Annotated in this window: 42 protein-coding genes; 8 read left to right on the top strand and 34 right to left on the bottom strand. The window is 38.0% G+C overall.

Annotated features, from left to right (window positions below):
- The first annotated feature begins 60 nt into the window (after positions 1-60).
- The gene (locus RGU12_RS19715; RefSeq protein WP_309537552.1) at positions 61-1722 is read left to right on the top strand and encodes a ribonuclease J; all 1662 of its coding nucleotides are present in this window, start codon (positions 61-63) and stop codon (positions 1720-1722) included.
- Between the two features lie 22 nt (positions 1723-1744).
- Here RGU12_RS19715 and RGU12_RS19720 read toward each other — a convergent pair whose 3' ends face one another.
- The 7 genes from RGU12_RS19720 to RGU12_RS19750 all read right to left on the bottom strand — a co-directional run bounded on the left by RGU12_RS19720 (position 1745) and on the right by RGU12_RS19750 (position 4938).
- Positions 1745-2218: a tetratricopeptide repeat protein gene (locus tag RGU12_RS19720; RefSeq protein WP_309537553.1), complete on the bottom strand. Its 474-nt coding sequence runs from the start codon at positions 2216-2218 to the stop codon at positions 1745-1747.
- The gene (locus RGU12_RS19725) at positions 2215-2745 is read right to left on the bottom strand and encodes a cysteine hydrolase family protein (protein WP_116353058.1); all 531 of its coding nucleotides are present in this window, start codon (positions 2743-2745) and stop codon (positions 2215-2217) included. Before RGU12_RS19725 ends, RGU12_RS19720 begins: the two co-directional genes overlap by 4 nt.
- Positions 2723-3157: a VOC family protein gene (locus RGU12_RS19730; RefSeq protein ID WP_309537554.1), complete on the bottom strand. Its 435-nt coding sequence runs from the start codon at positions 3155-3157 to the stop codon at positions 2723-2725. Before RGU12_RS19730 ends, RGU12_RS19725 begins: the two co-directional genes overlap by 23 nt.
- 13 nt (positions 3158-3170) lie before the next feature.
- Positions 3171-3311 (bottom strand): DUF3951 domain-containing protein, encoded by a 141-nt coding sequence (locus RGU12_RS19735; RefSeq protein WP_309537555.1) that lies wholly within the window; start codon positions 3309-3311, stop codon positions 3171-3173.
- Positions 3312-3437: 126 nt separating this feature from the next.
- A complete protein-coding gene (locus RGU12_RS19740) occupies positions 3438-3917 on the bottom strand; it encodes an SRPBCC family protein (RefSeq protein ID WP_309537556.1) in 480 nt (159 codons plus the stop codon).
- A 16-nt stretch (positions 3918-3933) separates the two neighbouring features.
- Positions 3934-4455 (bottom strand): GNAT family N-acetyltransferase, encoded by a 522-nt coding sequence (locus tag RGU12_RS19745; RefSeq protein ID WP_309537557.1) that lies wholly within the window; start codon positions 4453-4455, stop codon positions 3934-3936.
- Positions 4456-4464: 9 nt separating this feature from the next.
- Positions 4465-4938 carry a hypothetical protein gene (locus RGU12_RS19750; RefSeq protein WP_309537558.1) on the bottom strand — a complete coding sequence of 158 codons (474 nt, stop codon included), beginning with the start codon at positions 4936-4938 and terminating at the stop codon, positions 4465-4467.
- A gap of 151 nt (positions 4939-5089) precedes the next feature.
- Between RGU12_RS19750 and RGU12_RS19755 the strand changes: the two genes are divergently transcribed.
- The gene (locus RGU12_RS19755) at positions 5090-5314 is read left to right on the top strand and encodes a hypothetical protein (protein ID WP_116353063.1); all 225 of its coding nucleotides are present in this window, start codon (positions 5090-5092) and stop codon (positions 5312-5314) included.
- 19 nt (positions 5315-5333) lie between these two features.
- Here RGU12_RS19755 and RGU12_RS19760 read toward each other — a convergent pair whose 3' ends face one another.
- Positions 5334-5777, bottom strand: a complete 444-nt coding sequence (locus tag RGU12_RS19760; protein ID WP_309537559.1) for an ASCH domain-containing protein — start codon at positions 5775-5777, stop codon at positions 5334-5336.
- Complete coding sequence (locus RGU12_RS19765; protein WP_309537560.1) at positions 5774-6289, bottom strand: P-loop NTPase family protein; 516 nt, start codon at positions 6287-6289, stop codon at positions 5774-5776. Before RGU12_RS19765 ends, RGU12_RS19760 begins: the two co-directional genes overlap by 4 nt.
- Before the next feature lie 79 nt (positions 6290-6368).
- Here RGU12_RS19765 and RGU12_RS19770 point away from each other — a divergent pair, with 79 nt between their 5' ends.
- Positions 6369-6971 (top strand): lysophospholipid acyltransferase family protein, encoded by a 603-nt coding sequence (locus RGU12_RS19770; RefSeq protein ID WP_309537561.1) that lies wholly within the window; start codon positions 6369-6371, stop codon positions 6969-6971.
- A 31-nt stretch (positions 6972-7002) separates the two neighbouring features.
- On the opposite strand, the gene RGU12_RS19775 is transcribed toward RGU12_RS19770, so the two are convergent.
- A complete protein-coding gene (locus RGU12_RS19775; protein WP_309537562.1) occupies positions 7003-7563 on the bottom strand; it encodes an ATP-binding protein in 561 nt (186 codons plus the stop codon).
- A 115-nt stretch (positions 7564-7678) separates the two neighbouring features.
- Between RGU12_RS19775 and RGU12_RS19780 the strand changes: the two genes are divergently transcribed.
- The 3 genes from RGU12_RS19780 (at position 7679) to RGU12_RS19785 (ending at position 8714) form a co-directional block, all read left to right on the top strand.
- Positions 7679-7933, top strand: coding sequence for a hypothetical protein (locus RGU12_RS19780; RefSeq protein WP_309537563.1), 255 nt, complete (start codon positions 7679-7681; stop codon positions 7931-7933).
- Between the two features lie 14 nt (positions 7934-7947).
- A complete protein-coding gene (locus RGU12_RS23790) occupies positions 7948-8025 on the top strand; it encodes a DUF3221 domain-containing protein (RefSeq protein WP_396232412.1) in 78 nt (25 codons plus the stop codon).
- A gap of 212 nt (positions 8026-8237) precedes the next feature.
- Complete coding sequence (locus RGU12_RS19785; protein ID WP_309537564.1) at positions 8238-8714, top strand: glutathione peroxidase; 477 nt, start codon at positions 8238-8240, stop codon at positions 8712-8714.
- Here RGU12_RS19785 and RGU12_RS19790 read toward each other — a convergent pair.
- Positions 8709-9215: a DNA-deoxyinosine glycosylase gene (locus RGU12_RS19790; RefSeq protein ID WP_309537565.1), complete on the bottom strand. Its 507-nt coding sequence runs from the start codon at positions 9213-9215 to the stop codon at positions 8709-8711. The genes RGU12_RS19785 and RGU12_RS19790 overlap by 6 nt on opposite strands.
- Positions 9216-9264: 49 nt before the next feature.
- Here RGU12_RS19790 and RGU12_RS19795 point away from each other — a divergent pair, with 49 nt between their 5' ends.
- Positions 9265-9705, top strand: coding sequence for an SRPBCC family protein (locus tag RGU12_RS19795; protein WP_309537566.1), 441 nt, complete (start codon positions 9265-9267; stop codon positions 9703-9705).
- 58 nt (positions 9706-9763) lie between these two features.
- Here the strand turns inward: RGU12_RS19795 and RGU12_RS19800 are convergent, their stop codons facing one another.
- From RGU12_RS19800 to RGU12_RS19825, 6 genes are all read right to left on the bottom strand, one after another.
- Positions 9764-10540, bottom strand: a complete 777-nt coding sequence (locus tag RGU12_RS19800; RefSeq protein WP_309537567.1) for a TerC family protein — start codon at positions 10538-10540, stop codon at positions 9764-9766.
- A gap of 134 nt (positions 10541-10674) precedes the next feature.
- Complete coding sequence (locus tag RGU12_RS19805) at positions 10675-10866, bottom strand: hypothetical protein (RefSeq protein ID WP_309537568.1); 192 nt, start codon at positions 10864-10866, stop codon at positions 10675-10677.
- Positions 10863-11402, bottom strand: a complete 540-nt coding sequence (locus RGU12_RS19810; protein ID WP_309537569.1) for a hypothetical protein — start codon at positions 11400-11402, stop codon at positions 10863-10865. The genes RGU12_RS19805 and RGU12_RS19810 overlap by 4 nt, the downstream gene beginning before the upstream one ends.
- 17 nt (positions 11403-11419) lie before the next feature.
- A complete protein-coding gene (locus tag RGU12_RS19815; RefSeq protein WP_309537570.1) occupies positions 11420-11860 on the bottom strand; it encodes a hypothetical protein in 441 nt (146 codons plus the stop codon).
- Positions 11861-11872: 12 nt separating this feature from the next.
- Complete coding sequence (locus tag RGU12_RS19820) at positions 11873-12193, bottom strand: hypothetical protein (RefSeq protein WP_309537571.1); 321 nt, start codon at positions 12191-12193, stop codon at positions 11873-11875.
- A gap of 121 nt (positions 12194-12314) precedes the next feature.
- A complete protein-coding gene (locus tag RGU12_RS19825; protein WP_309537572.1) occupies positions 12315-12695 on the bottom strand; it encodes an S-Ena type endospore appendage in 381 nt (126 codons plus the stop codon).
- 279 nt (positions 12696-12974) lie between these two features.
- On the opposite strand from RGU12_RS19825, the gene RGU12_RS19830 reads away from it, so the two are divergent.
- Positions 12975-13295, top strand: coding sequence for an S-Ena type endospore appendage (locus RGU12_RS19830; protein WP_309537573.1), 321 nt, complete (start codon positions 12975-12977; stop codon positions 13293-13295).
- Between the two features lie 202 nt (positions 13296-13497).
- Here the strand turns inward: RGU12_RS19830 and RGU12_RS19835 are convergent, their stop codons facing one another.
- The 17 genes from RGU12_RS19835 to RGU12_RS19915 form a co-directional block, all read right to left on the bottom strand.
- The gene (locus tag RGU12_RS19835; RefSeq protein WP_309537574.1) at positions 13498-13719 is read right to left on the bottom strand and encodes a hypothetical protein; all 222 of its coding nucleotides are present in this window, start codon (positions 13717-13719) and stop codon (positions 13498-13500) included.
- Positions 13720-13785: 66 nt separating this feature from the next.
- On the bottom strand, positions 13786-14325 hold the full coding sequence (locus RGU12_RS19840; protein ID WP_309537575.1) for a histidine phosphatase family protein: 540 nt from the start codon (positions 14323-14325) through the stop codon (positions 13786-13788).
- 89 nt (positions 14326-14414) lie between these two features.
- Positions 14415-14912, bottom strand: a complete 498-nt coding sequence (locus RGU12_RS19845; RefSeq protein ID WP_309537576.1) for a GNAT family N-acetyltransferase — start codon at positions 14910-14912, stop codon at positions 14415-14417.
- Between the two features lie 12 nt (positions 14913-14924).
- Positions 14925-15341 (bottom strand): GNAT family N-acetyltransferase, encoded by a 417-nt coding sequence (locus tag RGU12_RS19850; RefSeq protein ID WP_309537577.1) that lies wholly within the window; start codon positions 15339-15341, stop codon positions 14925-14927.
- A gap of 51 nt (positions 15342-15392) precedes the next feature.
- A complete protein-coding gene (locus tag RGU12_RS19855; RefSeq protein ID WP_309537578.1) occupies positions 15393-16214 on the bottom strand; it encodes a glycerophosphodiester phosphodiesterase in 822 nt (273 codons plus the stop codon).
- 120 nt (positions 16215-16334) lie between these two features.
- Positions 16335-16490 carry a hypothetical protein gene (locus tag RGU12_RS19860; protein WP_309537579.1) on the bottom strand — a complete coding sequence of 52 codons (156 nt, stop codon included), beginning with the start codon at positions 16488-16490 and terminating at the stop codon, positions 16335-16337.
- A gap of 27 nt (positions 16491-16517) precedes the next feature.
- Positions 16518-17177 (bottom strand): phosphate signaling complex protein PhoU, encoded by a 660-nt coding sequence (gene phoU / locus RGU12_RS19865; protein ID WP_309537580.1) that lies wholly within the window; start codon positions 17175-17177, stop codon positions 16518-16520.
- An 18-nt stretch (positions 17178-17195) separates the two neighbouring features.
- On the bottom strand, positions 17196-18026 hold the full coding sequence (pstB, locus tag RGU12_RS19870) for a phosphate ABC transporter ATP-binding protein PstB (protein WP_309537581.1): 831 nt from the start codon (positions 18024-18026) through the stop codon (positions 17196-17198).
- Between the two features lie 29 nt (positions 18027-18055).
- Positions 18056-18940, bottom strand: a complete 885-nt coding sequence (gene pstA / locus RGU12_RS19875; protein WP_309537582.1) for a phosphate ABC transporter permease PstA — start codon at positions 18938-18940, stop codon at positions 18056-18058.
- Between the two features lie 2 nt (positions 18941-18942).
- Complete coding sequence (gene pstC, locus RGU12_RS19880; protein WP_309537583.1) at positions 18943-19881, bottom strand: phosphate ABC transporter permease subunit PstC; 939 nt, start codon at positions 19879-19881, stop codon at positions 18943-18945.
- 53 nt (positions 19882-19934) lie between these two features.
- Entirely contained in the window at positions 19935-20888 is a 954-nt protein-coding gene (locus tag RGU12_RS19885; protein WP_309537584.1) for a PstS family phosphate ABC transporter substrate-binding protein, read from the bottom strand.
- 168 nt (positions 20889-21056) lie between these two features.
- Positions 21057-21569 (bottom strand): DUF4352 domain-containing protein, encoded by a 513-nt coding sequence (locus RGU12_RS19890; protein WP_309537585.1) that lies wholly within the window; start codon positions 21567-21569, stop codon positions 21057-21059.
- 156 nt (positions 21570-21725) lie between these two features.
- Positions 21726-22508, bottom strand: a complete 783-nt coding sequence (locus RGU12_RS19895; RefSeq protein WP_309537586.1) for an aminoglycoside 6-adenylyltransferase — start codon at positions 22506-22508, stop codon at positions 21726-21728.
- A gap of 547 nt (positions 22509-23055) precedes the next feature.
- Positions 23056-23223, bottom strand: a complete 168-nt coding sequence (locus RGU12_RS19900) for a TIGR04104 family putative zinc finger protein (protein WP_309537587.1) — start codon at positions 23221-23223, stop codon at positions 23056-23058.
- 33 nt (positions 23224-23256) lie between these two features.
- Positions 23257-23688: a cytidine deaminase gene (locus RGU12_RS19905; RefSeq protein ID WP_309537588.1), complete on the bottom strand. Its 432-nt coding sequence runs from the start codon at positions 23686-23688 to the stop codon at positions 23257-23259.
- A 9-nt stretch (positions 23689-23697) separates the two neighbouring features.
- Positions 23698-24201 (bottom strand): hypothetical protein, encoded by a 504-nt coding sequence (locus RGU12_RS19910; RefSeq protein WP_309537589.1) that lies wholly within the window; start codon positions 24199-24201, stop codon positions 23698-23700.
- 16 nt (positions 24202-24217) lie between these two features.
- Positions 24218-24379: a hypothetical protein gene (locus RGU12_RS19915; RefSeq protein ID WP_309537590.1), complete on the bottom strand. Its 162-nt coding sequence runs from the start codon at positions 24377-24379 to the stop codon at positions 24218-24220.
- Between the last annotated feature and the right edge of the window lie 11 nt (positions 24380-24390).

The raw sequence follows: 24390 nt of genomic DNA on the forward strand, positions 1-24390 counted from the left end.
TAATTCCACCGACCTCTGGTAAAACTAAGGACACGATGTAAGAAGTAGGAGGCGTGTGTAATGGAGAATGGATTGTCCATTTTTGCACTTGGTGGGATTAATGAGATTGGGAAAAATATGTATGTGCTTCAGTATGAGGATGATATTTTGGTGATTGATTGCGGGGGGAAGTTTCCGGACGAGAGCTTGCTTGGAATTGATTTGATTATTCCGGACCTGACATATCTGGAGGAAAATCGGGAAAAAATCCGCGGAATGCTGATTACGCATGGGCATGAGGACCATATTGGCGGGATTCCCTATTTTCTTAAAAAGCTCAATGTACCGATTTATGCGACTCGGTTTACGCTTGGGTTAATTGAATTGAAGCTAACTGAACATCGTCTTCTTGCAGATACCAAACTAATTCCGATTGATGCTGAATCTAAGCTAGAATTTGGCAAAACAGAGGTTTCCTTTTTCAAAGTGAATCATAGTATTCCGGATTGCCTCGGGATAGTGTTTGATACACCAGAAGGCAAGGTTGTACATACGGGAGATTTCAAGTTTGATCTAACGCCAGTGAATGACCAGCACTCAGATATTCATCGGATGGCTGAAATCGGGCGTGAGGGTGTGCTTGTTTTATTATCCGAAAGTACGAATGCGGAGCGACCAGGATCGACACCGACTGAGTCCAAGGTTGGGGACGTTATTGAGGAAGCCTTTATGAAAGCGAAAAGAAAGGTATTTGTCTCAACATTTGCTTCGAATATTAGCCGGGTTCAGCAGGTTGTCGCTGCTGCGATGAAAACGAACCGCAAGCTCGCCCTGCTAGGAAGAAGTATGGTGAATGTCGTGGATGTGGCGGTTGAGCGTGGCTATCTTCACATTCCCGATGGCATGCTGATTGATGCCCAGGAAGTGGAAAGTCTCGCACCGGAGAAAGTTTGCATTTTATGTACAGGAAGTCAGGGGGAACCGATGGCTGCGCTTGCTCGTCTTTCAAATGCCAGCTATCGCGATGTGCACATTCTCCCAGAAGATACGGTTATTTTAGCGGCAGGTCCGATTCCTGGCAATGAAAAAAATGTGTCTCGCATCATCGATAATTTATTCCAGCTTGGGGCAGTTGTTTTATATGGAGGAAGCTCGACTGGAATGCATGTTTCCGGTCATGGTTTTCAGGAGGATCTCAAGCTGATGTTAACTTTAATGAAACCAACATACTTTATCCCTATTCACGGGGAATACCGGATGCTTCACCAACACAAATCTCTTGCAGTATCTGTTGGAGTAGAGCCTGAAAATATTTTTATCATTCAAAATGGCGATGTGGTTGATGTGAAACATTCGGAGGCGCGCCAAACTCGGAAAATTCCGTCCGGTGATACGTATGTGGATGGGATTGGTGTTGGCGATGTTGGCGATATTATTCTGCGTGACCGTAAGCAACTTTCTGAGGATGGGATGGTCGTCATTGTGGTCACTCTAAGTAAAAGAGATCAGAAAATCATCTCTGGACCCGATACGATTACGCGCGGTTTTGTGTTCAATCGAGACTCTGAAGAGCTTCTCCGAGAGACAAATCGCCTCGTAAAAAAAGCGATTCTTAATTTGCAAAGTGAAAACAAGTACCAGTGGAATGCCATGAAAAAGGAGATTAAAAAGGCAGTAGGACAATATTTATTTGCACAAACAAAACGCAAACCGATGATTCTACCGTTTATCATAGAAGTATAACCCTCCAAGCAGGAGGGTTATTTCAGTTCCAAACTTCATCTAGCTTATCGGAATAAAATTCGATGGCACGCTTGTACCTTTGGATGGACGCATCACTCGAAGTCCCAGCTAAACCTTTTAAAAGAAGTTCCATTGCATCCTGATGTCTCCCAAGATTGTAAAGCGACATTGCATAAAAAGCCTTTATCGCGTGGTTTTTTGGAAATAACGTTATCCCTTTTAACAGAGTAGCCTCGGATTTTTCATATTCCCCAAGTGTTCGATAGGTGCTGCCCAAACCTAATAAGGCGCCTTCCAAATCTTCATTCTGTAAACCTAATCCAATTGCCTTTTCATAAAAAGGGACAGCTTCCGATTCCAACCCTAACACATCAAAACTCCAAGCAACTTGATAGTTTAGTTGGGGATCCTCGGGATTCTCCTTTACTAACCTCAATAGTCTTTCGTTCGATTCTTTGAGCTTGCCCTCTTTTCTAAGTTCTATGGCTTGCTTCATTTCTGATAGGTCTCCTTATATTCGTCATAATAAAGAACCTCTGTTGTTTCTGACCAATTAAGGACGGTTCCCACAAAATCCTTAATATCGAGTCCCTTCATCTCATATGTATCTTCGGTATTCGTTGTCCCAGTAGCATCCTCAATAAAGGTTACTTTGTACCCTCGATCATATCCCGAAATTGCAGTAAACATACAGCAGAATTCGGTTTCAAAACCGGTTATGAAAATATGTTTAACCCCTAATTCCTCTAGTATGGATGCAAGATTCGTCTGAAAAAATGCACTCGGTGTCTCTTTTTCAACTATATAATCTGCAAAATCTCTCACTGATTCATGAATCTCCGAACCGCTTGAATTTCTGTGAAGAGGGTTCTCTTCATTTTTGTCAAAATGCCTAACCATGATCACAGGTAGCTTTTTCGCTTTAAAATCTTGAATGATGTGTTGAATTTTGGTAAGTTCTTCGCTAAAATCTTTAAAATTGACAATTCCGTTTTGGACATCAATCACTAGTAATGCTTGCATTTTCATTCCTCCTCTTTTTAAAAATGGGACTAAGTTCGCTCCAGACGTCAAATAGGTTACCATCCGGATCCTCGAATACAAAGTTTTTCCCGACGTGACCACGGTCTTCAATTTCCCCGACCGTGATATGACGTTCTTTGAATTCTTTATGTAAGTTCTCTAAAGCTTGTACACCATCAACCTCAAAGGTTACGGAAAATCGTTCATGGCCTTTTGCATCAATGAAGTTTGAGGTTTGTCCTTCCTTTGAAGCAACGAGGAAAAAACTTTGATCGGCTAAGTCAAGAATTGCTTTATCCTCGTCCATATAATTTAGCGTTGCCTCAAGGTTTTCTGTGTACCAGGTGGCTGAACGCTGAACGTTTGTAACTGGTAAATATGTCGTTCCGACACGTTGGAGTGTTTGTTTCATTTTATGAGCCCTCCTATTTTTTATCTTCCGTTCTCCCCATCGTTACGTCATCGAACGGTGTGTATTCATTACTAGGCATTTGTTTCTTTCGAACAGCTTTAAAAATGGACAAACTTACAGCGACTACTATAATGGCGAGAAAAACAAATGTCATCGGCACTCTCTCCATTTCGCGTGAGGATATGTTATGTATTAAATTCGAGATATACTTTCATATTCCTTCAATTCGTTTCCAGCAAAAAAAGAAGCCCATCCGTTAATAGGATTGGCTTCACTTAGATTATTCGGTTATATCGTTGACGGCTTGGATGTATTTTTCATATAATGGCTCCCACATTTTTTTTCGGTTTTCTACCTGTTTTCCGTCTAGTAAAATCCCTATGACATCCAGACATACATGCCATCCCGCTAAGTCTCTTGGTGTATGGTCGTTTAGCTTTGTGATCGTTTCGATCAAAAGCAACTTACATCCTTCTGGGTCTGGGGTGAGTTCAAAGCGCACGCTGTCGTCTGCCCATGTGAATTCCAATACCGCACGGTCGTGAAAGTCAGTGATTGTCATTTCCTCAAAGGCCCCATTTCCCATATCAAATAGGAAACGACCACCTTTTCGAAGATCATCTACTTTTAATTCTGGAAACCATGTTGGTAGTTTGTCATTGTCAGTTAGCATTTCCCAAACCTGATCAATTGAATGAAGGTAATGACGCTTGAATGTGGCTATGTAATTTGGTTCGTTTTTTGTAAGAGTTGCGAGCATGTTGTGCCTCCTGTTTTTAAACTATCGTGTGAAATCTTGCTTTTAGATTGTCCCATCCGTATACAGCTTCTTTTAAATTTTTTCCACCGATTTCAACTTCAACGACATCTAGTTTGCGAGCTCCAAGCGCTTCGTAAAATAGGCATGATTTGTTTTCTTCCAATACTAATACTAGCATTGTGTTAATACCCTTGTCCAAAAGCTGCTGAACTACAGGAGTTACTAACTTTTTACCCAGACCTTGTCTTTGATATTCTTGAAAAATATAGATAGCGTAGAGCTCACCCTGAAAATTTTCATAGTTTTCACTACGCTCTTTTCCGCCACACGAAAACCCAACTATTTCTCCTTGTTCATTCTCTGCTACAAAAACATGTCCATTTGGAATTCCGCTTTTCCACATCTTTTCCCTAGATTCATAGGATAATTTCTCAAGATATTCATCAGGAACAATTCCAGAATAGGTCGTTCTCCAGCTATCAACATGCACTTGGGCGATACCCCTTGCATCGGTTAAAACGGCTTTTCTTATTTTCATAACGTTCCCCTATTTTACTTCCAGCGCAAAGGCATAAAATGCGTCACCGTTTGATACATTCTCTTCGTTTTCATCCATCCACCATACTCCATAAGAATAGTAATACACCCCTTTTTCCTCAGGTGCTTTAAAACGATGATTTTCTACTTTCACTTCCGTTTCCTTGTCACCCTGGTAATACGCTACATGGACCTCATTGGGCAGTGGTTCATAATCCATCGCGAAAGCAACTTCTTCACCTGGCTGCACGACAATTGGCTCTTTACCTTCTAAAAGTACTTCAGGTCCTGCTGTGTCCACACATACTCCTTTAAACTTACTGCTCCAGCAATAAGTTCCGAGTGTCGTTTGAAAGGTTTCATTCCCGATTTGAATGTTCGTTTCAGGTGGCTTACTTCCTGATAGCTTGCTTGACGTATTACCTCCACAACCTGATAGAATAATTGAAATTCCTATTAAAAAGACAAGCATCCATTTTTTCATCCTATGTCCTCCAATTGTGCGCTTTTATTAAATTGACGAAACCCTCTAAAAAAGGTTACACAATTTGAAACCAATTCGCTTATTTTTCCGTATATTTGGTATAATGGAATATATATGAAGAAACGGGTCTATATTGTCAGGAGGTTATTCAATGACGGGTCTAGTTGCGGTTGTCATGGTATTTTCAATTCCACTGGTTGCGATTATTACGAGCCATTTTCAAACACAATCTAAATACAAACAAAGAATCATTCAGGATGAATTGGAGTTAGAAAAATTAAAGCATGAGAATTACTTGCTTGAAACAGAGAAAATGCGTGTCGAGCTTGAAAAAATGAAGCTGGACGCTCCAAAGGATGAAACAAAAATAATCTAAGCACCCAATTGGGTGTTTTTTATTTCACATCAATTAACTCGAAACGCTCACAGACGAGTAACATATCCTCTGAAAATTCACGATCAATTTTCCGTAGTTCTTCCGTAAAAAACTTAACATGAACATCCTTCCAATACTGGTAGGTTCGATCTCCTTCACCTTCAGCACTTGCGAATTCCTCAGGAACCTCATTCATCGGTTGAATTGTTACCTCAACCGTTTTTATAATCGCCACTGGTTCATCCTTGCTATTTAATAGAATGCTATAATCGTCTACCTTTGGAAGGGGTGCGTTTTCAATTTCATAAAAAACATATCCAGAACAGGTAGCTGTTTTAATTCCATCAATTACTAATTGTGCAAGGTAGTCAGGGTCATCCCCAAACTGCCATGCACTAACTGATTCCGGCTTTTCTTTTCCTTCCCAGAATTCATTCCAATATTGTTCGGCTGCTTTGTTCATCTTACATCCTCCCAGTTATTATTTACAAAGTCATTAATCTCTTTTTTCCCCCGCAGGATAATTACTGTTTTATCTTGGGATAATCGGTTAAGGCGTTCCTGCATTTTATGTATTCTTGGCTTGTAGGTCGTCCAAATGAATTTGATAAACTCCCTATCTATTTTTTCGGTACAGCCAAGATCTGGACGCTTTTTCCCGATGTATTTAAAATAGCGTTTGAACACTCGGTAAAGGCACTGATATCTAGGTAGTTCGAGATAGATGATGGTGTCAGCTTGGTTTGCGCGCAATTCGAAGGTTTTGCTATAATTTCCGTCAATAATCCAGCTGTCTTTTGTGAGAATTTCCTCTTGGGCTGTTTTAAATTCTTCATGCGATGCTTCTACCCATCCTGGTTTCCAATAAAAACTGTCTAAATGGTACACGTCAATTCCAGTTTTTTCACCTAACTTTTGAGCAAATGTCGATTTTCCAACACCAGCTGAAACTCCGATAACCATGATTTTTTTCATGTGTTTCCTCACTTTATTCGTTGTTATTTCATGCTATAATTTTACTAGATTAAAAGTCATTCAGAAGGGGTAAGTCAACATGTATCATTTCATTGCATCTATTTTAAAAGGCATTCTTACCGTAACAGGTGGTATTAAGGTTTATAACAAAGAGAAACTGCCAAAGGACGGCGCCTATGTGATTGCTTGTACACATACAGGGTATATCGATATTTTGTGGCTGGGTGTTTCATTGTTGCCACGCCAAATTCATTACATGGCCAAAAAGGAATTATTCACAAACAAGCTGATTGGTAACTTTTTATCAAAGCTAAATGCATTCCCGGTTGACCGTGACAACCCAGGTCCAAGCGTTTTAAAAATTCCATCTCGATTGCTCTCAAAGGGAGAGATTGTAGGAATGTTCCCAAGCGGAACACGTACGAATGAGCAAACTGCCTTAAAGCAGGGGGCGATTACGATTGCGCAACGTAGCAAGGTTCCTGTTGTACCCGCTGCGTATGTTGGACCGAATACAGTTAAGGAATTATTGAAGTTAAAAAAAGCAAAGCTTATTTTCGGTGATCCAATGTTTATTGCATCACCAGATATGGATGCAAAACAGGCACGTGAACATTTTACACATGAATTAGGGAGAAAATTCGAGTTGCTTCGTGATGAGGTTCAGAACGGGCATAACTAACGCTTGGGGTGTGAATTCCAAGCGTTGTTTTTTATAATTGAAAATTTTCCTTAATCATCTTGGCAACTTCTTCAGCGCTAAGGTTCGTGTTGTCTATTCTTAGGTAGTTTTCGAAGGTGATTTCACCATCATATGAGTTCAAGCGATGTTTCTCCATCGTTTGTTTTATGTCATTTTCAGACCATTCAATATCGCGCTTTTTCGGTTTGTGTTCCAGTCGATTTGGCGTTTTATTTCTTTCAAGCCTCTCTTCTAAGTCAGCTTCAAGTTCAACATAATATACTGTGGCACCTCTGGATTCAAACAACTCAGAAAGCCCCTTCACATACTCCCAATCTGATTCGAGGTTAAACATCCAGACATACGTGAAAATCATGCCGTACAAATCACTTTCTGAAACTTCTTCAAAAATCTCCTGACGGAACAATTTGACTAGCCGTTTCCCTTCTTTTGTACTGTAGTCGAAAAAGTGGCTTACTAAATCGATTGTCATGTGATTATGAAAAAGCTTTAAATCTGTTATTTTCGCTAGTTCCTGCCCAACCGTCATTTTCCCAACCGCTTGAGGTCCAAAGATATGTACAAATTTCATAAGGTTTCCTCTTTTCTTTTTGAATATTCTACCATAAATGTACAAAATTTCACGCAATATTTTTAATTCGTAACCTTTTGACCTCAACTTTCGCCAAATAGGTTGAGGTGACGGCATGAAACGGTTTATTTTTCTTTTCATTTTTTTACTTGTTGGTTGTGGTACGAGTGGTCATAATGGTGATGTTGCCGAAATGACTGTAACTGGTTATGTTCTTGAGGTTGGAGAGAGAATTTTAGTAAATGAAAAAATTACAGAAGAGGAATTTGAAACAAAAACAGAACAGGAAATTCATGATGAATACTACCTTTCAAGTACTTTTTTCAGTATGAGTTCTGTCGATCAGTCGTTGTTTCAAAGCTTGAAGTAGGTCAAAAGGTAAAGATTGTAGTTGAAGGCGCCATCGCAGAATCTGCGCCAGCACAGGCGAAAGCAAGTAAAATTGAAATAGTGGAGGAGTGAGCGCTGCTTTGGGTCGGCGTTTTCTAACGACCATTGAAATGAAATAATGACCATAGGATTGACGTAACGACCATAGGAATCGTTTTAATGACCATATAATCTTTCTCAATGTGCTATAGTGCAAAACAAAGCTTTTTAAAAGTAGACTTACTTGAATCTCAAACAAACTTCCTTTACGATTGTGGTAATTCGTACATAAGGGAGTGGGAAAATTGGCAAGTGTGTATGATTTTGAAGTAAAAACGGTGAATGGGGAATTGAAGTCGCTTAAAGAATACGAGGGGAAGCCACTTTTAATTGTCAATACTGCGAGTAAATGTGGATTTACGCCGCAATTTAAGGGATTGCAGGAGCTGTATGAAAAATATCAAAAAGATGGCTTGGTTGTTCTTGGGTTCCCGTGTGCTCAGTTTGGAAATCAGGAATTCGAAAAAATCGAGGAGACCACCTCTTTTTGCGAGACGAATTATGGCGTGTCATTCCCAATGTTTGCAAAAGTTGATGTAAATGGTGAGAATGCAGATCCATTATTTCAATTTTTAAAAGACGAACAAAAAGGGGTATTGTCAAAAGCGATTAAATGGAACTTCACTAAGTTTTTAATCAATCGCAACGGGCAGGTTGTGGAACGCTATGCCCCACAAACCGAGCCAACTAAAATAGAGAAAGACATTGAAAAAGTGTTATAGATAGTCTTTGATAATTTTCCACTCTTGAAGCTTGCCTTCAAGAGTTTTATTGTATTTGCCAGGAACAGGGCTGGTAGACGGAAGCTTAATTACCTCAACCTCAGGTAAGCGATTAAGCCCAATATATTTTTGATAACTTTTATATGATTTTGTACCGTTACAAACGATTAAGCGGAGATTCGGGTGATTTCTTACAAATGCCTCAATCTCGTTCGGTTCCTCATCTTTTATATTGGAATCCAAACTGCCTTCACGATAGCAGCTATATAACACGTCCCAAAGTGCAATTTTTTGCTTTTTTAAAAAGGCAATCTTATCTTTGTACTCTCCCAGCTCAGGACTGTCAAAAAGCATGAACATGATTTTCCAAAAATGATTACGTTTGTTCCCGTAGTACTCATGTTTCCTTAGTGATTCGACACTCGGCATTGAGCCTAGGATTAGTATTCTTGGGTCCTCACCAACAATAGGCTCAAGACCAAAAATTCTCTCCACAAGCATCACCTTTTCTGTTATGTTTAATCTATTAAATCTTTCGAGGTCATTTATTATGAAACAATCTATCGTTATTGAGTCACCTATTTCAGATGTATTTGAATGCATTGCAACCGCTAATTTACGTGAAAAATGGTTTCCAAACGTAACTTCTATTCGTTATTCTAACCCAAATGAAGAGTCAAAAACAGGGGCTTCCTTTCAGCTGACAGCTGAGGAAGGTAAGGAACATGTTGTGTTACAGGGGAGAAATAAAGAAATCAGCCATCCCTCACTCTTTGCGTTCGAGCTTGAATCACAAACCTATATCATGACTTTTTCGTATCATTTACATCAACAGGGTGAGCATACGCTCGTGGAGCAAGAGTTTGAAACCAAGTATCACCGTCCTGTTATGAATGCCATTGACAAGTTATTTAAAAGCTCAGCAAAGCAGACTGGGGAATTTGTTCTTAACAGTTTGGAAAACTTTTCTGTTCAGAATAGGTCTAACTAGCCTAGAAAAAACAGGTACTTTTCCTCCATGAAGAAAAGTACCTGCTGCATCGCTATCTTTATGAAGCTTTATCTTTTAGATGTTTCTTATTACTTGGTGCAAACCAGCCGAATAAGGCAATGGCGACTAATACTCCGTAAAAGATGATCGTCCAAACGGTACTATGAGGAAAATCATGGTCTAAGATCCCAATATCCTTATGGGCAAGGGTAATGACAGCAAGTTTGACGCCGACCCAGGCTACTATGGCATAAGCGGTTGTTTCTAGTGCAGGACGTTTCTCAAGAAGCTGCACAAACCATGTGGCTGCAAATTTAATTAAGATTAAGCCAGCAACTCCTCCAAGAACGACAACAATAAATTGTCCACCATCCATACCACCGAAATCGCCTAGTGGTGAATCTGGTAAACCAAGGGCAAGTGCAACTGCTGCTAAAATCGAATCAATGGCAAATGCAAGGTCAGCTAATGCAATCTTCCCAACGGTAGGCCAAAAACCTTTAGCAGCTGCTTCCTTTTCATCATCTTTATGAACGTTTTTATTATCTTTTCCAAACTTTGCCTGAATGATATGCTTTAACCCTAGGTATAGGAGATAAAGTGCCCCTATCGCCTGTATTTGCCACACATTTGCGATAAATGAAATAGCAAAAAGGGCTACAAAGCGGAAAGCAAAGGCCATTAGGATTCCATAATTTATGGCTTTCTTTTTTTCATCCTCTGGTAAATGTCTGGCTATAACTGCAAGTACGAGGGCATTATCAGCTGATAACAATCCTTCCAAGCCAATTAAAATCAACAATGCCCAGGCATATTCTAGCCATATTGTCTCCATCTATTTCGCTCCTTACATAACTAAGAATACCATTCAAACTCACTTATCATTAGAATTTCCTTTAATAAAAGAGCTATCCTTTCATTTGGAAAAGGATGCAATTACCAGAGCACGCTATGTAAAAAACGCGGCTTTTAGTTGAAATATTTGATACTTAATCCTACGTAAACCAATACTGTAACGACGGCAAATCCTGAAAAAAACAACCCTTTATGGAACTTTGACCAGTTTTTCATCCATCCCCATCGCTTCTTATCGACATCAAACCAAAAATAGTCCGCTAAGAGAGCGACAACAATAATTAAAAGAGCTATTAAAGGACTCATTTTTTCTCCTCCTGGAAAAATGAATAAACAAAATAGTCCGCGCCATCCTTAAAAAAATCCATAATCCAAATAATTCCCATGAAAAAGATCCATACTAGTAACGGAATAGCAAGGCTCATGAAAGCTTGGCGCCATTTGTATCGACTCTTCTTTTTTCGTAAAATACTGTCTATTGTAAAATAAAGGATAGCTGCACTTAAACTAACCCATTGAAGGATGGAACCGAATAATATATGAAAGACGAAGGATAGGTATGGCTCCGTCCGTCTCAACCAATTTTTCGCAATAAGTCCTGAAAGGAAGTCACTTATGATGGATGTTATTGTTCCGTAAACGAAGATGACTGGAAAACTGTACATGAGGTAAAAGGGTACAGCTCTTGTGATACTCCACAAGTATTCTTTTATAGAGTTGATATCATCCCCAAATGGGCCTTGAACGAAAAAGCCTAGGAGGACTGCAAATAGCGAACCTGTGAGGGATGCTGTGAGTAGTTTTCTTGGTAGTACGTGTTGTTTTTTTTCTGCCAAATCCATTCAACTCCATCTAAATATCACCTTTGTTTTGAGCGTAACACAGTTATGCCGACCAATACAATTACAAAAATCCCAACAACTACCCATACATTCATGCCCAGGAATACGTTCTTAAAACTGGATAGCGCATCGTGGACATAGACTGCTTTTACAAAGTGACCTTCTTCCGTTTCCACAGCAATTGCTTCATTGATTGGAATATCTTCAATTTTAAAATAATCTGTTCCAATCTCATAGTAGTTGGATGCATTTCCGTAATAGTCACCGGTATATTCATCCGCTTTTGTTTCCACTTTCCCAATCATTTTCCCTACCTCAGATTGGTCGAGTAGCATGTCTTCTTTAACCTCATATACTTTCCCATCATGAACAACAAAGATATAGGCCCAACTAAGAGCACTGGCAAAGGTTGAAGTAACTAACAAAATTACAATCGTTAAATAAATTGTTTTTTTCATTTCAATTCTCCATTAGGTTAAAAACCCTAAATAATATAAAACAAAATACATTCCAAAACATAGAATCGAACCGACTAAAAAGGGACTAATTTTTAATGTCATTTTCTCGTGTTGTGTTTTGTAGTTCCCTAAAAGAGCATCAAAAACGGCCATTTGACCACTTTTCGATAAAACATCCCCGGTTGAACTCATCAAAAAGGCAAAAATGGCGAATATGCAAGAGCCAAGGAACATGGTATTAACAAGGTTTGTGTCAAAAACTAATGAAATTCCGAAAAGCAAGCATAATTCTACAACTACCACTAATAAAACAACGAGCATGTATCTTTTCATGGAACCCACTCCCTTCTTTATACATTTACGTGAAATATTAGCAGAAGTTTCAGTTTTTTGTTTTTTTCTTCACGAAAAAAAGCGCTGATCTTCCGCTGATCAACACTTTACGAAATTTTGACTAATCCTTATTAGTTTGAAAATTAATATCTAAGCAAAATCTACCTTCAATTGTGCCTTGATTTACTCTAGATACTCGAATTAGTTCAGCGTAATCAACCGTTCCTGAACTTGTGTTTCCTGGTGGAACATTGAAAAAGAGACTGGATCCATCCTTTCTGAATGCTTGAACCTTTATGGAATCCGTACTCGTTGGGCTATTGTATACAGAAACAAATACGGTTGCATCTTTTTCGTGGTATATTTCCCAAATATCTAATTTTGGGACCTGGTTATCTAGTTGAAGGTTCCCGCAGATATTCCCACAGTTTTTATTAATCGTACTTACATCACTTTTGTGTTTTTTGTGTTTTTTGTGTTTTTTGTGTTTTTTCTTTGACAATTTTATTTACACCTCTCTCCACTCATATTTCTTTATCCTATGTATATAGGAGTTTAGTGGCTTGGACTAATAACTTAAGATAATAGACCAAATTGGGAGATTTATATAGTAGAATTTCCTGTTTCTGGTTAGTGAGTCTATTAACAATTAAAAAACGACTTTTAGCCTGCGGGGTACGATTGTCCATTTCTATCAAAATCCGCATTTATATGGTGCAGAATGTTGAGAGACTGCATTCTATAGTACTGTAGTTAGTATCCTGAAAGGAGGCGATAGAATATGTGTGAAAAAAACAATAGATCATTTTGCTGCCCTGAATCAAAAGTGTTAACAGAAGAAATTTGTGGAAACCTGCACGGCCCAATTGACCAGGCTGTGTGGACTGCACCTTCTCCAAATGATTATTTTCAAGGAACGTTTTCAGTAACAAACACTGGTGCTACTCCGTTCATTTTTTCTGTCAATGGCGTAGTGTATACAGTACCTCCTGGCAATACAGTCTCAGCTTCAGTGAATAACCCAACAACCTTTATCGTTACTCTTGATGCAAACGAAACTGGCCGATACTGCATTACCCTCTATAAGCGTTTCTTTGTTTAGGAGAAAAACCGCACCTCTTCAAAATATGAAGGTTAACTTGAACAGATTCCTTCTAGTAAAGTTACCTTCGCTCCACTAGATTCGTAGGAAGTACGTGATGAACGTACTTCCTACTTTATTAATTAGGCACTCGAAAGTCTCATCTGGTATTTAATAAATAAATAAGCATTAATCCTTGTTGGACTAATGCTTCCATACTAGCTTACTCTTTTTCTTTTTTAAGTTCTTCTACAATATATCTTGAACCTAAAATTGTACATAGAATCACAGTAAAGATTAGCGTTACTAATAAGGCATGCGTTTGTAAATGATACGAGGATTCAACTGAAGAGTAGCCTATATTAGACATAATAGGACCTACGATAAAAACACTCATAAAAAATAAAGCAATTGTGGCTAAAAGCGAAATTCCTATTGTTTTCATGGAATGTTCTCCTTTCATTAAGGGTTATTCTATATTTATGTAATTGAACGTTAGAGATTATCCTTTTCAACTCCTCCAAATCCGTTCAAGAGAAATATGTTGATTTAGTTTTAAAATATAAATATCAGGGTTGCTCAGTGTTCTCCATTGTTCAAATCCGAAGTTTTTATTGTAATGATTTAATAGCAATGACATTAAGCCGCCATGCGTGACTAAAATGGTATTTTCAGCATCACTTTTTAAAACATCGTCCACAACGCCTAGAATTCGGTTTGCAGCTTCTCGGCTAGATTCTCCACCTTCATATGCAAGGTCAAAATCTTCAAATGTTGCTCTTAGTTTTTCAAACCAATCTGGCATATTTATTGAACTTAGCACGCGTTCGGCTAGTTGCTGATTCGTTTCAATCTCGATATTTATTTCTTTTGCGAGTGGCTGAATCGTTTGAATGGCACGTTTAAAGGGACTTGAAATAATTCGATCGACTTTTCTATGTTCAAAAAAGGCTGCTACATCAGCAGCTTGAGTTAGACCATTATTTGTTAAAGGTGCTTCCGGTTCCTGCCCCTCCGCTTCGCAATGCCTGATAATATAGATGTTTTTCATAAGTATCGCTCCCTTTTAAAACCTTTTCTTTGGTAGTTTTATTCCACAAAAAAAGTGTGATTCCTGCATAGGACAACACACTTTACGATTCACAATATCTTTGCCATATAGTATTCATCAACAAAGACACCACCGATTAATAGAGAATGTCGTTTGGTACCCTCGATTTCAAATCCCATCTTTTTATATAAAGATAATCCTGCTTTATTTTGGGTCACAACGGTTAATTCCAAGCGATGGATTTGTTGGGTCAACGCCCATTTTTCCAGTTGTTTAAATAGCTTTGTACCCACGCCTTTTCCCCTGAAATCCTTCAAGATTCCAATCACAATGTAAACGGAATGTTTGTTTCTTCTTGCATTGCCGCCAATAGCCATTAAGAATCCAATCAACTGATTGTCTTCCTCCGCAACAAAAATCGTCGAGTTCTCATCTGATCCGATTCTTTCGATCATTTTTCGTTGCTGGTCAGGACTCACTTTTCTTTCTCCCGCTTCCCAATGCATATATTCTGAGGTATTTTCCACCTGCTGGGTCAACTTAACAAAGTTTTCAGCATCCTCGGGTGTAATTTCTCTAACTAGCAATCTACTTCCCTCCTAACCTTCGATAATCTTCTCCATTATGGCATAGGATTTACCACCTTTTGTGAAACGGTGACTTGTTTCTTGCAAACCAAACTTTTTATAAAAATCTATCTTATTCTGTCTTGCGTTACACCATATTCTGTTCAAGCCTTGATTCTTTGCCTCATTTATCACAAAGTCTAATAATCTACTACCGTATCCTTTACCTTGTGCATGTTGGAGTGTTGCAAACTTACGAAACTGAGCTTCATGATGATTGACAAAAAGGGAGATAACCGAAATCAGCTCGTCCTCCACAAACAGACCATAATGAATCCCGATATCATCAACTTCTAATTTTATATAGTCAAAATCCTTATCAGGCCACATGACTTTATGCCGGACTTCCCAGGCTTTTTCCTTATCAATAATTTTAATTGTGGTTTTCATAGTTCCCTCCTTGGTGGGTCATAGGGACGATGTACCTGACCTCGTGTCCTGTTATAATTTCTTTGTATAAAGGATGTAATCGGTAAAATAACCATCTATTGGGAGGTCTTTCAACTGAGTTTGTTCCCTTTTTTGTGTTTTCTTATTCGTAAAATAAACATGTACTTTCTTTCCATTATTGTGTAATTTCTTTACAATGCGGTTTGTGACATCACTTGATTCTATACCAATAATAGGATAGTCGGTTGCAATAGCCTTATTTAAATCAAATTTCCCTTTTTTAAATAAAAAGGTCAGTGGAAGATCCGGTGCTAACCTACTAAGCTTTTCTAGACTTTTTGTAGAAAAGGATTGAAGGATGACTCTTTTATCATCAAGTAAATGATATTCATCTAAGAGAGCAATGACTTTCTCCTCCATAGCTAACTGGTTATTCACAAGTCTTGTTTCGATATAAAAATTCTCCGTGCCAGAAAACTCATCAAAAATCTCTCGTAAGCTTGGAATTTCCTCTGATACCACTTTATTTTCAAAAGTCGACACTGTTTTGAACTTTTTTAGCTCTGCCAATGTATAATCAGAAACCTTTCCTTTTCCATTCGTCGTTCGATCGATAGTATCATCATGCATGGCTACAAGTTCGCCATCCTTTGTCATACGCAGGTCAATTTCTAAATAATCTACCCCGTCCTGAGAAGCAATTTTATAGGCCGTTAATGTATGTTCATTAAACCGATCATTCGCTCCTCGATGAGCAATGATCAACGATTCCCCTGCTTTCACAGGTTCTTCTTTACGTTCCGTTATCGCCAATGCGATTGTCGCAAATCCAAGGCTTATTAACAATGTAAGAATCAAATACCGTTTTACCAAGCGAATCCTTCCCATCGTTCCATTATTAATACCATTTAAACATATAAACACGCTACTTTTCTACTTACTTACAAATACTTAAAAATAAAAAATGCTTGGTAGCCAAGCATTTTTTTGCTTTTATTCATCATCTGTTTCCATATTTTTCACGACAAGTGCAGTATTATTATTATTGATTAGAGAGTCGGTATCAAATGCATCTTGATCTTCCTCACCGTTTAGTATCTGATTAATCTTTATATTAGCTGTTTCAGCTTCGGACTTCTTGTCTTTCATTGTGATACCTCCTCGAGTTGTATTTCATTATTGGTTTAAATCATATCTTTTCCCTTTTATTAAATACAGAATGCTTTCCGAAATGTTCGTTGAATGGTCTGCTACTCTTTCTATATTTCTACATATGAAAGACAATTGTGTAATTTGTGAAATATTTTCGGGTTTTTGGGTCATTAGTTCCAATAATTCCTTAATCAGCTTTCCATATGCTTCATCTACTTCGTCATCCACCTTGGCAACATTTTTTGCGAGTACAACATCTTCCTCGTTATATGCTCTAAGCGAATCTGCTACCATTTTATTGGCTACCTCCGCCATTCGTGGTATGTCTTCGATTGGTTTAATCAATTGTTGGGTTCCAATTCGAATGACTGACTTCGCAATATTTACTGCTAAATCCCCTATTCTTTCAAGGTCTGATGAAATTTTAATCGCAACAATGACTCTTCTAAGGTCAATAGCTACTGGTGCTTGCTGTGCAATTAGCAAAATAGCTTTATCATTAATTTCTTCTTCCATTATATTTAGTTGATTGTCATTTTCGATTATTTTTAATGCTTTATCTACATCCTGATTTTTTAAAGCGTCGATGGCTTGTCCAACTGCTTCTTGTGCTTGATTCCCTAATTGTATAATCATTTCTTTTAACTCGTTTAATTCGGCTTGAAACGTCGCTCTTACTGTCATCGTAAGTCCCCCCTTTTTTTACCCAAAACGACCCGTGATATAATCTTCTGTTTCCTTTTTGTCCGGATTTGAAAACATTTTGCTTGTATTTGAAAACTCAATGACTTCTCCACTTAAGAAAAATGCTGTTTTTTCTGAGATTCTTGCCGCTTGCTGCATATTATGTGTCACAATGATGATGCTGTAATTCTTTTTCAATTCTTGAATCAAGTCCTCCACTTTTAAAGTAGAGATCGGATCAAGTGCTGAGGTTGGTTCATCCATTAAAATGACATCAGGTTCAATGGCTAAACATCTTGCAATACAAAGACGCTGTTGCTGACCGCCTGACATCCCATAGGCATTTTCTTTCAAACGGTCTTTGACTTCATCCCAAATCGCTGCCCCCCGCAGACTTTTTTCTACAATTTCATCTAATACTTTCTTATTACGAATCCCATGAATTCGAGGACCATATGCAATATTATCGTAGATTGATTTTGGAAAAGGATTTGGTTTCTGAAACACCATTCCCACATTCGTTCTTAATGCTTCAACTGGATAGGATTTGTCAAAAATATTCTTTCCTCTGTATAAAATTTCGCCCGATGTACGAACAATCGGTATTAATTCAACCATTCTGTTCAAGGTTTTGAGGTATGTCGATTTTCCACACCCTGAGGGACCAATAATGGCCGTTACTTCATTTTCGGCAATTTGAAGATTAATTTCCCTCAAGGCTTGATCTTCGCCATACCATAAGTTTAAATTTTTCGTATCATAAACGATTTTCTTATTGGTATCTGTTGGCTCAGCCTTTTTATTAATTCCTTGTACAAACTTCTGCTTATTTTCATATTCAACTGGCATTTGTTCTTTCCTCCAGTAGGTAGGTTAAGTTAATATCGTTTTTGAAATTTATTTCGAATGATAACTGCGATTGAGTTCATGATCAAAAGTATTACAAGTAGGATTATGATTGTTGCAGCCGCTAAATTTGCATATTCCGCCACCAAAGCTGAGTCTAATGTCCAATAATAAATTTGGATGGGCAACACAGTAAATTTGTCAAAAATGGTATCTGGAAATGGAATTAACAGTGCAGGGATTCCTATTACAGTCAGTGGAGCTGTTTCACCAACTGCACGTGATAAAGCTAAGATTACACCTGTTAAGATTCCTGGTATCGCAGCAGGGAGTACAACCTTTTTTATCGTTTGCCATTTTGTTGCTCCCAATCCATAGGACGCTTCCCGTAAATATTGAGGAACGGCTCTGAGTGCTTCTTGACTTGCCACTACAACAATAGGGAGCACAAGTAGCGACATTGTAAGTCCACCAGCAAGTACAATATTGCCAAGACCCATCGTTCTTACAAAGACAGTCAACCCAAGAATACCAAAAACAATCGAAGGGACACCCGCTAAATTTGCAATATTCGTTTGAATAAAAGATTGCAACCTGCCTTTTGTCGCGTATTCCTCTAGATAAATCGCAGTACCTATCCCAAGGAACATAGTTACTGGGGCAACTACAACCATCAACCACACTGTTCCTAAAATGGCACCCATAATTCCCGCTCTACCGGGATCTGTAGATAATTTACCAGTTATAAAGTCTAAATTAATCCAGCCTAGCCCATCTGCTAAAACTCGATAAAATAACATAACGAGAACAACTAGTCCTACTAATGTAGATAAAAGAAAGATGATTTTTGTAATTCGATTTGTAAGGAGTCGAGAACCCATCTTTTTCTGTACCTGGTCTGCATCCACATATTTCATGATTAATACCCCTCCCTAAATCTTTTAGAGATATATTGGGCAATAAGATTCATAATCAACGTAAATACAAATAACGTGATGGCGACAGCATATAAGCTATAGTATAAAGTTGATCCTGCTGCTGCCTCTCCGCCTGTTACCTCAACTATATAAGCGGTCATTGTTTGCATGGATTGGGTAACATCAAACGTGAAATTTTTAGAGCTACCACTAGCAATCGTGACAATCATTGTTTCACCAATCGCTCTAGAAATCCCGAGTACAAAGGATGCGATAATTCCGGAAATCGCAGCCGGGATTACAACACGCCATGTTACCTCAAGCTTTGTTGCCCCCAGTGCCAAAGCTCCCTCCCTCATTGCATTTGGAACAGAGCTCATCGCATCTTCAGAGAGGGACGCAATCATCGGAATAATCATGACGCCAATAACAAGACCAGGACTTAGAATATTTGTTGATTCTAATCCAGGAATAAACGATTGCAATAAAGGAGTAACAAACGTAAATGCAAAAAATCCGTACACGATAGTCGGTATTCCGGCTAGTATCTCTAACAGTGGTTTTAATGTTCTTCTAACATTTTCTGATGCATATTCGCTTAAATAAATAGCTGACATGATCCCGATAGGTATCGCAACAAACATGGCAATCGTTGAAGAAATAACGGTACCCGTCAATAATGGCAAGATTCCAAATTTCGCATTAGCACCCAGTGGTTTTAATTCGGTACCTGTAAAGAAATCAAGGAAGGGCACATCTTTAAAAAAATGCACCGCTTCGCTCAAAAGGGTATATAGGATTCCAATCGTAGTAAGAATGGAGATGATTGCAATAATAAACAAAAACCTTGGAATAAACTTTTCAGTAAGATTGTTAAAACTCACTGCTTTTTGTTTTTCTTGTATCATCTCTCTTACATTTAATTCTTTTTGTTTTCCCATTTGCTTACCTCCCTTTCACCCTTTAATATAAAGAAAACACTCGCTCTAGCCGATTACTGCTGTTTCAAGCCTTCTAAATAATCTACGGATGTCTGAAGTTCCTCAGCTGGCAATGGGGCAAAACCTGTTTCTGCTGCAGCTGCCTCTGCACTCTTCATTGCATAGATAGCAAAGTCTAAAACTTGTGGCTTCTCTTGAGCATTTCCCTCGTTTAAGTAGGTAAATACAGGTCGGGTAAATGGGGCATAGGCACCGTCTTCTTTAATCGTGTCAAGTGTTGGTTCTACCGGACCATCACCAAAATCAATTTTTACCGCATTTAACTTATCCTTATTGCTTGCATAGTAGCCATATCCAAAAAACGCAATCGCATTTTTATCTTTTGTCACCAAGTCCACTAAGGTTGAATACTCCTGCTGTAGATTAATCCCTCCAACGAGATCCTGCTCTTTCAAGATAGTTTCCCAGAAGAATTCGTATGTACCATGGTTTTCGTTGGGACCATAAGTTTTTATTGGTTCATTAGGGAACCCTTCTCGAACATCTGACCAGTTCTTTTTACCTGCACTTGCTGAGAATATATCAATGACTTCTTGTTGTGTAAGCTCTGTCGCCCAATCATTTTCCTTATTAACAACAATTGTGATGCCATCTAGAGCAACTTTTAATTCCTTCACTGTTATTCCTAGTTCCTCAGCCTTAGCAAGCTCTTCCTCTTTTATTTTTCTTGAGGCATCATTGAAATCTGTTCCGCCACTTTCTACTAAGAACTTTTTGAAGCCAGCACTTGTCCCAGCTCGGCTTACTTCAACAGACACGTTTTCCTGTTCATTTACCATGTAATCCTCTGCAAGCTTTGACATTAACGGAAAAACGGTTCCTGACCCATCAATAACGACACTACCTTCAAGCCCTCCTCCGTTTCCATTATCGTTTCCGCCACCACACGCTACTAAAACAAAGAGTAATATTGACAATACAAAGAGTTTTTTGAACTTAACTTTCATTAGAATCACCCTATCTTTTTTTTTATCTTTCTTACATTTCCCACGAAAAAGGTAATTTATTAAAGTTAAGTAAAAAAAGAACTCTCCTCATGAAAATTCATTCTTTGTTTATTTCTCTTCATAAAAAAAGCGTTGATTCACTCTTAAATCAACGCTTAAAAATTATATTTATTGAAAATCGTCGGAAGTTAAATCCCATTCAAGTTTGGTCGTTTCTGCTTTGCTACCAAGCATGATTTTATACGTTTCTGATTCTCTGGCATCAAATATAATTTCACCCGTTATGGATTCCCCATCCTTTATTTCTCCCGAGATTTGAGTTCCAAAACTGAATTCCGTTCCAGCTGTAACATTGTTCCAGTTAACGACATTATCGACAAAGATTTTAAATGGTAAAACATCTTCTATATTTACCGCCTTTGATGCTCGGCTTGTTACGGTTGCGTTGGCCACAACATATGTACCTCTTAGAGCCTTTTCACCATCTTCACCTGTTTCAAACTTAACACTGTTTATTGTTACCTCAAAATCACCTGCAGTAGATGTGTAAAGCCCGGTTTCACCTATTGTTAAGGTTCCATCCTCACTAATTCCATCTCCTCCGGTTTCTGAATCCCCACCACATGCACTAATTAGGAAAACTGATAAAACAAGTACAAACAAAAACCCCCATTTCTTCATTCCATAAGCCCCCTTTTTTTATTTAAAAGTTAATAATATTCAGAAATATTATATCAAAAGTCTTGTATGAAAGATAGCTATTCCATGCCATTATTGGTAAAAAAACAGCTGTACTGAAATGCAGCAACATAAACTCCTGCATTTCAGTGCCTAAACTTAAACCAGGGTCTTGTTTAGTAATTGGTGCAAATGTTCATCCATGGAGAAGGTAGAATGATGCTTTACCACATCTTCAAAAAGTCCGATAACCTTTTTTGCTGAACAATCTATCGTGATAGGATCCATTTTTTCAGGATAAGTTGATAGATAGGACTTTATAAAGGATGGGTTTAATGAATCATACGCCTTAAATTGGTGTAGTTTCTTATCCTCATTCATCGCTTGTACTAGTAAAGTGTAGGTCCTCATTGTCTCTAGCATTTTGAGTGCATAAATGACATTATTTCGCTTTAATGCTTTCTCTAAACTCATTGCACAGTAAACAAATTCAAATGGCACATCAAATCCCACATCATAGGGAGCATCCATACTAATAAAGTTTTTATTTTCTTGATTCATTTTTTCAGCCACTAAGCCTGTTTTATCTACAAGCACTTTCCATAGAGGCGATTTCACGGATAAAAATTCTCTTGGAACAATCGATACATTAAACTCAAGTTTATTTTCCAAAAACACAATTAGGAGAAAAATATCTTTACTAAACTGTTTTTCTTTTATATAAATAGGATGTAATTCTGAAAAAAACGCACGTACAACATCCTTCGTTGGCTCAGCATCTTCAGTTCTAGTAGTAGCCACCATTAAATCAACATCCGAATACTCATCACTGTAGCCGGTGACTCCTGAACCGATTTGTACAATTCCTTCTACAAGATCAAATGTCTGGATCTTCTCAATCATCGTATCAAAATAACTTTTTCTTTCCTCTGGACTATACATTTTTTTATCGTCTCCCTGGTACTAGCCGAATAATGGCTCTTCTTTGTTTGAAGTATCTAGGTAAAATGGATAAATCACTATAAAAAGCGACAAAAATCCTAACATTATAAACAATATGACATGAGGAGAATCAAAATAGAAATTCAAAAAAAGACCCAAAAAAGGTGCTATAAAACTAAAGGCTGTTTTCTAAAAGATTGTTGCTTTTGAATAAAAGATTGAAATTGTAATTTTAATGTTAAAATATGGAGGGAAAAACAGAAATATGGTAATGTTATCATGAAAGGAGGTTTTTGAAATTAATTCCAAAAAATTACATATACTCGTTTTAATTACTTTATTAATTGGTGTCCCATTATGTATATTTACCCCGATGATGGGTATTCCTTCAATAATAGAATTTATTCTTTTACCAATCGGGATAGTTTTAAGCCTTACGGGAATGGCTTCATCTATACTACTAATCCAAAAGAAAGGTATAGAAGGTTGAACAATCAAATAACCTCAGTTTGAGGTTATTTTTTATACACATCAAGAAAGCAACAATCTATGCGAAAACAGCCAAACTAAAAGATGCTGATATCTTTCTTGTACGGGCGGTAATGTATTGTTTTTCCCCGCAATAGGGGCAGGTCATTGCATTCGTGAATGTAAAGGATTTTTTGAAGGTTTGCTTCCAGCTCCATTTGTTTTTACACTTTTGACATGTAGGCATATAACAAACTCCTTTCCATTCATAACGGTCACTCTATTCAAGTTCACTTCCATATTTTTCAGGCAGCAATTGCATGATATTGCATTTTACTAATTCACCGTTATACGAAATGATCACATTGGTATCTTTACCGTAGTCGCTGATGAGCTCTCTGCACATGCCACATGGGGCTACCACCCAGCATTTTTCAATATCTTCGTGGGGATGTGGGTGCGCGACTGCTACGATTGTTTCGAATTCGTGATCCCCTTCAGAGATGGACTTCCCCATGGCCATCGCTTCCCCGCAAACCGCTATTCTTCCAACATTCGCTTCCAAATGAACAGCAGCATGCACATTGCCAGACGTAGTTCGAACTGCTGCACCAATATGATGACGTCCATATCTATAATTCTTTTCAATCACCTTTTCCGCTACTTTTATAAGTTCATAATCTTTGTCTTCTAATGGTTTTACATGTAACATTAGTATCCCTCACTCTATTCCTCTAATTATTTCAGTAGTTCTTGTCTCTCGATTCCCGGAATGATAGATAATTGATGCATTTTCTAAACGAATCGCATCGTTTTTCTCCACTTCGACTAGAACCGTTCTGGGGGTTGCATCAGAATTACACGAACCAGCTTTTTGTCTAAAATAAAAATTAATTTCCTCATTACTATCATTTACGGTTACATCCTTTAATTTATAAGGACAACTGCTCGATTCTCTAATACTTACAAAATAGTAGTCATATGTATCGAAATCGGCTTTAGGAGTTTTTTTCTCCATCGAAAAATAATCCCAAGCCTCGGTTAGTTGTTCGGCATTCGTGACTTTGATTACTAAAGAGTCAATGTTCGGAGATTCACTAGGATCTTTCTTAATTTCAAGTATATTGGAAGGCATGTTTTTTTCACTCGCAACAACTTTCCATATTTCAGGGGAACACCCTGTTAGAAATACTAAGAGGAAAATCCCTAAAAATAAATTTTTCAAGGTTTTGGCCCCTTCCCTAGTCGTTTTTGGCCGTCGTTTCTTTAATTTCTTCTATCTTTCTATCAATCTCATTTAACTTACTTTTAACGTCCTTCATAAAATGTGCGACCCGTGAAATTAAATAGATGATTAGTACGAAAAAAACTACATTTAAAACTGCAGAAACCGGATCAAACATGCCTTCTCCTC

The organism is Ferdinandcohnia sp. QZ13 (genome assembly GCF_031324165.1).
GTDB lineage: Bacteria > Bacillota > Bacilli > Bacillales > Bacillaceae_L > Ferdinandcohnia.